A 7,255-nucleotide genomic window follows, 5' to 3' on the forward strand; every position below is an offset into this window, starting at 1 on the left:
AACCACCGGACTATGCGCGCATCAACCAGCTCGCGCAGTTGATGGCGACGCAGCAGCAGGGGCTGCTTGGCGCATGGAGCGCCCAGCCGTCGGCCGTCACCGTCGTCGTCGAGGAAGACCTGGTCTCCGGCGAAGACGCTGCATCTGCGATAGCGAGTGATGGCATGAGACACCAGGCCGACCCCCCCTGCCCTTTCCGAGCCGCTCGTTCGCGCCGGCGGGGTCGTTCTCGCCTCTACCATCATCACCAATGACAGCGACACGCCCGGCCCCGTCGTCGCTGAAATCCGCAAAGGGCCGCTCAAGGGCGCCCGGCTCCTCGGCGGGCTCAAAGCCAACCAGGGCAACACGCATCTCATTGTGCGATTCAGCACCGCGGTACTCGCGGACGGCACACAAATCCCCGTATCGGCCTATGCGGTCGATGCGCGGCAAAAGTCACTCGCGGTGCGCAGCGATCTGGATCGGCGGCTCTTCGCACGCTACGCACCCCGGGTCGCGGCGGCGTTCGTGTCGGGCGTGGGCGATGCGCTCTCCGATCCCGGCACATCGCTGGTTGATCTCGGCGGCGTCACCGGCGTCACGCGTCCGACGTCGACAATCGAGCAAGGCCTCTACAAGGGCCTCGCGGAGGTCGGCAACGATCTCGCGGGCGAGTTCGTCCAAAGCGCACCCAGGGGCCCGCTGATCTCGTTACGCTCACGCCAGATCATCGGCGTCCTGTTCACCGGCAACGTCCTGTTGCCGAACCGCTGATGACCGGAGGTCCCCCAATGCCCGAGACCAGATACAACATCTATCGCTCCACCGTGCATTGGCGCTACGCCATGGCGCGACCGCGCCTCGCGTCCTTCGACGCGCGCCTGGTGTTCTTCATTGTCCTTTTCGCCTTCCACATCCGCTGGTGGACCTTCGCCCTGCTGGTGTTCGCGATCGCCGGGTTCACCGCGGCGGGTTATTTCAAGTACGCGCTCGAGAATGTCCTGCGGCTTGCGCGCTCGAAGCTGGTCGGACCGTTCCGCCCGGCGGTGGCATATACGCGGCTCAGGCCGATGGTGGATTATGGGTCGGATGCTTTGAATGTGAGCGCTCGATCAACGTCAAAATCCTCGGTCTTGAATATATTCAAGACCTCAATCCGGCCGCGGTGGCGACCATAAAGAGCGTCTATATAGCATAGGAGCGCGATATCTATACAACATGTACCAAACCATGCTACCAAGTAGTCAGAACTGATTCCATAAGAGAATCGGAGGCAGTGGTAAGTATCATGAGCGGTACACTAGAACAATTTTTGAACGACCTCTCGCGCGGTCTCGATAAGACGATGGTGTCGGTCAACAAAGACCTGACGATTCGAAATCGGATCAAGCGCTCTTGGTCCATGCGGCAGTGCGCCCGCTTTCTCAATGTCAGCATACAGTACCTCACAAAGTTTGCCCGCGAGAATGGTGATTTCCCCGCCGGCGAGTATGTTGGCAGAGAGCGGGTTTTCACTCTCGTGGATTTGATGCAGATCCGAGCGTTGTTGGCCGCATCTGCTAAGCGACCGTACGACTATCTTGCTTGGAGAAAGCCCGGTGAAACGCTCCCGGTGATTTCGTTTGCGAGCCAGAAAGGCGGTACGGCCAAATCGTTGACTGCCGCACATTTTGCGCAATACCTGAGCCTCAACTATGGGATGCGCGTGGGTGTCATGGACGCCGACCCTCAGAGTACTATCACACTTTATTTTGTCGGGGGCGAAGGCCTGCCTCAACTTCCCACGGAAGATACGGCGACACTGGTCGATTTTGCCGGGTTGTACATGAGCGAAGATGGTAGCCCTTACACCGAGCATGACGCGGATACCTTGGACAGCTTTTTCCTGAAGACATCTTGGCCCGGATTGCGAATCCTGCCTGCGCACGGAGAGACTTCTGAAGGTGAACTTCAGATCACTCGACTCATCCGCGATAATCCTCCCGATAAAGCTTTCTACAGATACCTTCGGGACTCCGTCGAGCGCTGGCGTGACCATCACCAGCCCAAGACGGTGCCCAACGAGCTTGTGTCCAATGGCTCGGTCGATACCGAAAAGCTCAACGACGCTCTCGTTGAGACACTCGATTGCCTGATCATCGACTACCAGCCGGCGCTCACTCTGTTTCAGCTGAACAACGTCGTTGCTTCGACCAACTTGGTTATTCCTCAGACAATGAAGGGATTTGACATTGCCACGCTGTCTACCTTCGTCACTGGGCTTCGCGGGATGATCAATCACATACTTGATCACGACCGCATCGAGATTGGTACTGGGGCCAATATGTTGCTGCCAACAATCGTGCAACGAACAAATGACCAGGACTTGAAACAAGTAGCTAATCTGTTGGAGCACTGTCCAACAGAAGTGCTGCCCGTTTTTTACCTCCGGTCGGATGCGATCGCGAACGCGTCAGACGTCTATCAGTCAGTTTATGAGTATGAGCCCGATACACGCGGCAAGAAGAAGGGTATCGAGCGCTTCATTACAAATGCTGACGCCGTCAACGATGCTATTGTATCCCGGATCTGGCCAGGTCGTGAGCGAGGCTATGCGGAGAGCTGGATCAATGAATTCTATGAGGAAGACGGGGAGGAAACCGCATGAAACTCAAGCGTTCCTTGCTACAAGACACGAACAAGCCACAGGATGACGGGTCAGCCAAAAGACCGGGAGCGCAGCCCGATCCGAAGCGTGACGCGACGGATCCGGTTCCAGCTAAGGATGCTAAGCCACGCGTTGGCGGCGCTGGAAGCGCGTGGAAGGCGGGCGCTGTTGAGCAAAACAAAGCGGCGCTGAATCGAGCCCGCGAAAAGATTGCGGAGGATATTCTCAACGGTCACCACGAACTGTCGCTAGACTGGAAGATGGTCACTGACAGGCTTGGATCGGACCGCCGCTCCGACTGGCAAAGCCAAGAAGCATTTCACTCTCTAAAAGATAGTATCGCAGCAAATGGACAAGACACTCCGATACAGGTCTGGCCCAGTGATCCGGATTGGAAGCCAGATCCGCTAGACCCAGAAAACGTTGATGGGGTGAAGTTCGAGCTTATCACAGGGCGAAGACGGCATGCCATCGCAGAACTGCTCAATATGCCCCTGCGCGCGGTCTTGGCGTCGCCGGAAAAACGTGGATCTGAGAATGAAGAATTTGAACTACTCTTCATGCGGTTCAGAGAGAACGAAGAGCGAGAAAACCTCGGCCCGTTCGAACGGCTCCTATCGATTGGAGAGATGTTCGAAAACCTCAAAGCCAGTAGTGCTTCGAGCAATGTCACCGCCGTTTCTTTTGCCAAGCGCATAGGCGTCCACGAGAGCATCGTGTCGCGAGGGAGATCGGTTTTTAGGGACCGTGAGCAGATCTTGAATAAATTCAAGAATGCGTATGATCTTAGCTTTCCCGAGCTTCAGAAGGCTGTTTCCAGCCTCGCCGAACCCAAGAAGACAAAGGCTAAGGCGCCCGCAAAACCAAAGAAGGTGATTGTCACAAGATCAGTCGGATCGAGAAAGCTCTCGATGTCGTCACAAGGCGGGAAGCTGTCAGTCAGCGCTGCCGGACTGGATTTAGATAAGCAGGGTCTCGAGGGCCTTGGCGACGTAATCGCCGCTTATCTGCAAGAACATGGGTCGAAAAAATGAAGCGTTCGCCTGCAACGACATGGAAGGGCGTACGACCCCTATTGAGGCCAAGAGCAGAGAGGAACACCACGTGATCTAACGGCAAAAGAAAAGCCCCCAAACCATGCGGCCTGAGAGCTGATCTAATTTGTGTTGCAGCTTTTAGATAACTCTCCCGCGGATCGATGTCAACGAAACAACACCGATTTGGTGAACGGGAACCTTTTGCCTTCATTCAACTGATGGAGGTGGAACAACACCCATGAAACATAACGGATGGCGCAAGCCAACGCCGGGCCTTGTGGTCGCTGAAAAGCACGCACAAGCCGGTGAACAGCTTTCTATACCCAAATCACAGGCAACCAGTGCGGCAAAGCGGGTAGCAGCCGCGATCGGGCTGCGAGCGCAAGACTTGCTCTTACTCGATACATTCGCCGCGTTCACGCAACCACAGGACTGGGAGCAGGGCAGGCGGCCGATCGTATGGGCCTCAAACAACTTCCTGATGGAGCAAACAGGGTTCTCGCTATCCACGTTGAGACGCCACGTGCGCCGGCTGGCAGAACTGGGTCTTATCTGGATCAAGGACAGCCCCAACGGCAAGCGTTATGGTCGTAGGGACGAAGATGGTGTGATTGTGGAGGCCTATGGTTTCGATCTGGCGCCGCTCGCAGCACGTACAGAGGAGTTCGAGACGCTCCATGCGCAGCTGAAAGAGGAACGCGCGCTCTGCGCCTCGCTGAGGAATGTCGTGACGATTACCCGCCGTGTTATCCGGGCTAAGATCGACAGAGCCCTGGAAAGCGGCCTCAGAGGCCCGTGGAAGCAATTGGAGGAAGAGTTCGCCGTGCTACTACAGGGGCTTCCCAAGCGCACGACAGCGGCCAACAGGCTTATGGACATCGTAGACTGGTTCAAAGCCTTCAAGGATCGCGTAGAGCAAGCTTTCGAAGCCGCTTTTGATTGTCCCGAAGAATCGGACGCAAAACCATCACCTCTGCAGGTGTTCTCGACGGACAATGTTATTCCAATCAATGTAAATATGACACCCACGGGTGTCTCAAATGACACCCATATACTAACTACAAATCAACATGATCCTGTAAATAGTAATCGCTTTGAAACAAAGCACGCGGCAGGCGTTGCGCCAGAAATGCCGAAGTCTGAGGGGGTTGATAGACTGGAAGGAGAGAATCTCGATATCGCCTGGAGCACGCACACCAACAAACGTACGTCAGAGGTCGATATTCCGATGCTGATGGCCACTTGTCCGCATTTTGCGGAGATGGCGCGCGCTGTTGGCGGCGGATATATCCGAAACTGGAACGAATTACACCGTGCGGCGGGTCAGATCAGGGGCATGGCCGGGATTTCCGAGGATGCGTGGAACCTTTCGCAAAAGGCGCTTGGACCAGTTGTGGCATCTGCTGCAATCGCTCTGATATTCGACAAACACACCACCGGAGAGGTCAAATCGCCTGGCGGCTATCTGCGCGGCATGGTCGAGAAGGCCAGAGCTGGGGATCTGCATCTGGATCGCAGTTTTTATGGCCGATTGAGCGGACAGACGGCGTAGGAGAGGATCATGAATCTTAAAATCGAAGCTGGCAAAATCGGAAATATCATCTTGAACCGATATCTGTTTGAGCCTATATTGCTGTCATGACGTGGTCCGTACTTGAACACCCGGACTTCGTTGGGGAACGCGACGGGTTGCCGGAAGAGGTGTGTGACAAGCTTGATGCGGTGATCTTGCTGCTTGAGCAGTACGGTCCTCAGTTAGGTCGGCCTCATGTCGATACACTGGCTGGCTCGGGACACGCGAATATGAAGGAAATACGCGTGAAAGGGCAGGGGGTCTGGCGGTTTGCCTTCGCATTCGACGAGGAGCGAAACGCTGTCGTCCTGGTCGGAGGGGATAAACAAGGCAAGAACCAGAAGCGGTTCTACAAAACGTTGATTGCGACCGCCGATAAGCGCTTCGATGAGTGGCTCGCGGCGGAGTAAGGAGAGAAACCATGGCAAAGTTGACCAAAGCATCCTTTGTGAACGCCGGTGACCGCATTCGGGGTCTTCCGGCGGCAAAACGGGCTCGGATCGAGGCTCTTGCAAAAGAGATGGCATCGGAACTGCATCTCTCCGAAATTCGCAAGGCGCTGTCCATCACCCAGAAGGACCTGGCGGAGCGCACAGGCTTGGCGCAGGGCGAGGTATCAAGGTTCGAGAACGCGGAGCTGACCGGCGCGAAACTTGGGACGCTGGAGCGCTATGTCGAAGGCATGGGTGGGCGGTTGCGGCTTGTCGCTGAGATGCCCGATGGCACTGTTGCCGAGATCCCGATGACACGGGGAAAACCCGTGAAGTCAAAGATCAGCGCAGCACGGCGTTGACCGATCAAAGCCCGGCTGCCTTGGTCAGATTCACACGGAACCGATCCCTGCGGCGTTGGTAGCGGCGGGTCATCTCAGCGGAGGCGTGGCCGAGGTGTTTCTGGACGTAGCGCTCATCGACCTCGGCGCTGCTGGCGAGACCGGCGCGCAAACTATGGCCGGAAAACAGCGCGAGGCGGTCCTTCTCAGGCAGATCAGACCGGATGCCGGCGGCCAGCACGCATCGCTTGATCAGCCGCGCGACATGTTTGTCGCTGAGGCGGTCCTCAAGCGCCTTGTTGCCATTCCGCGAGGTGCGCGTAAACACTGGCCCGAAATCGATCCTGGCGAAGTGAAGCCATTGCTCGAGCGCATGAACCGGGCAGGGCGGTCACTGGATCCCGGGCCGATCTCGACCTCGCGCCAGCCGGTCTTGGCGTTCAGCGTCAGCAGGGCCCCCTGGTCAAGGATATCGATCCAACCACCGCTGTCAGGCGTGTCGTCCTTGCCAACATCCAGGCTGACGATTTCCGAGCGGCGCAAGCCACCGGCATAGCCGAGCAGCAGGATCGCCCGGTCCCGTAGCCCGCGCAGGTCGTAGGGCAGGGTGGCCACCATGGCGAGGATGTCTTCGCGCAGGATCGCTTCCTTCTGGACCGGCGGGCGCGCGTGCTTGCGTTTGATCCCGGCCAACACAGTGGCGATGTGCCGATCCTTGCGATCGAAGGTGAAGCCGCGCTGCGCGTAGTTCCAGGACAGGCCGGACAAGCGGCGTTCGATCGTCGACACGGAGAGGGCAGGGGAGGGGCCTGACCCGGAGGCCAGATCCGCGAGGTAGAGTCCGATCATCTCGGTCGAGGGGGGCAGGGGCTCGGTGCCCTTCAGCCGGCACCAGCGCGCAAAATGTTTCCAGTCTTTTGAATAGGCCTTCAGCGTGTTGTCCGACGCAGCAGCACGCGCATAGTCGCGGGCGGTGTCGACCAGGCGTTCGAGGCTGCCTGAGCCCGCGACGTGGGCGGGTAGGGAGATATCGTCGCTTTTGTCTTGATCGCTCTCGTCGATGCGAGCATCATTAAATTCATCAGAGAGCGCTGACATCGATTTCTCGGTCTCTGAGGGCATTGTCGGGCTGCCGGAATTTCTGAGATTTCGTTGCATTTGTTTTCAAGGGTTTGCCGGTTTTTCATATTTGAGATTGAGTCGGAGTTCATGAGACTGTACATGGATGTGAGTCACTATTCGTG

Annotated in this window: 7 protein-coding genes and 2 pseudogenes; 8 read left to right on the forward strand and 1 reads right to left on the reverse strand. The window is 57.1% G+C overall.

The genetic code is table 11. The features are described from left to right. The 8 genes and pseudogenes from BHD06_RS24080 to BHD06_RS22020 form a co-directional block, all read left to right on the forward strand. A pseudogene (locus BHD06_RS24080) lies at positions 1 to 254 on the forward strand (hypothetical protein); the annotation flags it as partial. 106 nt (positions 255 to 360) lie between these two features. After that, the gene (locus tag BHD06_RS21990) at positions 361 to 756 is read left to right on the forward strand and encodes a DotG/IcmE/VirB10 family protein (RefSeq protein ID WP_139784851.1); all 396 of its coding nucleotides are present in this window, start codon (positions 361 to 363) and stop codon (positions 754 to 756) included. Positions 757 to 773: 17 nt separating this feature from the next. Continuing rightward, positions 774 to 1,160 carry an IcmT/TraK family protein gene (icmT, locus tag BHD06_RS21995; protein WP_080459093.1) on the forward strand — a complete coding sequence of 129 codons (387 nt, stop codon included), beginning with the start codon at positions 774 to 776 and terminating at the stop codon, positions 1,158 to 1,160. Between the two features lie 110 nt (positions 1,161 to 1,270). Then, positions 1,271 to 2,629: a ParA family protein gene (locus BHD06_RS22000; protein WP_176214470.1), complete on the forward strand. Its 1,359-nt coding sequence runs from the start codon at positions 1,271 to 1,273 to the stop codon at positions 2,627 to 2,629. After that, a complete protein-coding gene (locus tag BHD06_RS22005) occupies positions 2,626 to 3,663 on the forward strand; it encodes a replication protein (protein WP_254892570.1) in 1,038 nt (345 codons plus the stop codon). Before BHD06_RS22000 ends, BHD06_RS22005 begins: the two co-directional genes overlap by 4 nt. Positions 3,664 to 3,904: 241 nt before the next feature. Next, positions 3,905 to 5,218, forward strand: a complete 1,314-nt coding sequence (gene repC / locus BHD06_RS22010) for a plasmid replication protein RepC (protein ID WP_080459094.1) — start codon at positions 3,905 to 3,907, stop codon at positions 5,216 to 5,218. 86 nt (positions 5,219 to 5,304) lie between these two features. Next, positions 5,305 to 5,649, forward strand: coding sequence for a type II toxin-antitoxin system RelE/ParE family toxin (locus tag BHD06_RS22015; RefSeq protein ID WP_080459095.1), 345 nt, complete (start codon positions 5,305 to 5,307; stop codon positions 5,647 to 5,649). A gap of 11 nt (positions 5,650 to 5,660) precedes the next feature. Beyond that, complete coding sequence (locus BHD06_RS22020; RefSeq protein WP_080459096.1) at positions 5,661 to 6,032, forward strand: helix-turn-helix domain-containing protein; 372 nt, start codon at positions 5,661 to 5,663, stop codon at positions 6,030 to 6,032. Positions 6,033 to 6,036: 4 nt separating this feature from the next. Here the strand turns inward: BHD06_RS22020 and BHD06_RS22025 are convergent. After that, positions 6,037 to 7,133 (reverse strand): annotated as a pseudogene (locus BHD06_RS22025) (tyrosine-type recombinase/integrase). Positions 7,134 to 7,255 lie beyond the last annotated feature (122 nt).

The sequence above is a fragment of the Roseovarius sp. A-2 genome (genome assembly GCF_002072155.1).
GTDB lineage: Bacteria > Pseudomonadota > Alphaproteobacteria > Rhodobacterales > Rhodobacteraceae > Roseovarius.